At 69.2% G+C, this 1,450-nt stretch carries 1 protein-coding gene; it reads left to right on the top strand.

Translation table 11 applies throughout. The features are described 5' to 3' along the window. Positions 1-69: 69 nt before the first annotated feature. A complete protein-coding gene (locus ACFU3E_RS38420; protein ID WP_384169468.1) occupies positions 70-1,335 on the top strand; it encodes an IS701 family transposase in 1,266 nt (421 codons plus the stop codon). The last annotated feature ends 115 nt before the right edge of the window (positions 1,336-1,450 follow it).

Genomic DNA, 1,450 nt, shown 5'->3' with positions numbered 1-1,450 from the left:
CTAGTAGTGCTTGGTCAGGTCGGTTGTGGTGGTGCGTGTCTTCTTGGCTCGGTGTGGCGTTAGGAGTGTGTGACTCCGGACGAGGTCAGCTTGGTGCGTGGTGAGTTGGAGGCGTTCGCGGCGGAGGTGTTCGAGCCGTTCGCGCGCAAGGATCAGCGCCGGTGGGGGCAGGTCTACCTGCGGGGACTGCTGACTGACGGGCGGCGCAAGTCCATCGAGCCGATGGCCGCCCGGCTCGGGGCTGACGGCAACCGTCAGGCTCTGGCCAATTTCATCACCACCAGTCCCTGGGACCCGGCGCATATCCGGGCCCAGCTGGCCTGGCGGATGGAGGCGGTGATCCGGCCGAAAGCCGTGGTCTTCGACGACACCGGCTTCCTGAAGGACGGGACCGCCTCGGCGTGCGTGTCGCGGCAGTACAGCGGCACCGCCGGCAAGGTCACCAACTGCCAGGTGGGCGTCTCACTCCACCTCGCGTCCGGCCACGCCTCGACGGCGGTCAACTGGCGGCTGTTCCTGCCGGCGACCTGGGATGCGGCCTCACCGAAGGCCGATCCCGGCAAGGTCGCCCGTCGCACGGCCTGCGGCATCCCTGACGACATCGGGCACGTGGAGAAGTGGCAGCTGGCCCTGGACATGCTCGATGAGACCCGCTCCTGGGGGATCGATGTGCCGCTGGCCATCGCGGACGCCGGATACGGCGACGCCGCGGCCTTCCGGCACGGACTGCAGGCCCGCGGCCTGAACTACGTGGTGGGGATCTCCACCACCTTGTCGGCGCAGCCCGCCGACGCGGTCCCGGAGTGCGAGCCGTACTCGGGCAACGGACGTCCGCCGGTGCCGAAGTACCCCGACCCTGCCCGGTCGGTGAAAGAGCTGGTCATCGCGGCTGGCCGGAAGGCCGCACGGCCGGTGCAGTGGCGAGAGGGCTCCAGGCCGGGCACCGGCCGCTCCGGCTTGAAACGGATGTACTCCCGTTTCGTGGCCTTACGGATCCGGCCCGCCGGACGCGAGATCCGGCAGGCCACCGACGGTCCGGAGCTGCCCGCGTGCTGGCTGCTGGCCGAATGGCCCGCCACCGAACCGGAGCCGGTGCAGTTCTGGCTGTCCGATCTGCCCGAGGACACCCCGCTGACCACCCTGGTCCGCCTCGCCAAGCTCCGCTGGCGGATCGAGCACGACTACCGGGAAATGAAGCAGGCCCTGGGCCTGGCTCACTTCGAGGGCCGGACCTGGGGCGGCTGGCACCACCACGTCACCCTCGTCTCCGTCGCGCATGCCTTCTGCACCCTGCAGAGACTGGCCCGTGCCCCAAAAGACACGGCGTCGGCCTGAGTCTCTACCAAGTCGTCCGCGAACTGCAGACACTCCTCGCAACCTGGACCGGCGCCTGCCCCACCTGCAACCGCGACATACCCACCCGCACACCGACCTGACCAAGCACTACTAG

The sequence above is a fragment of the Streptomyces sp. NPDC057424 genome (genome assembly GCF_042803315.1).
Classification (GTDB): Bacteria; Actinomycetota; Actinomycetes; order Streptomycetales; family Streptomycetaceae; genus Streptomyces.
This window is presented reverse-complemented; position numbering and strand designations above follow the sequence as displayed.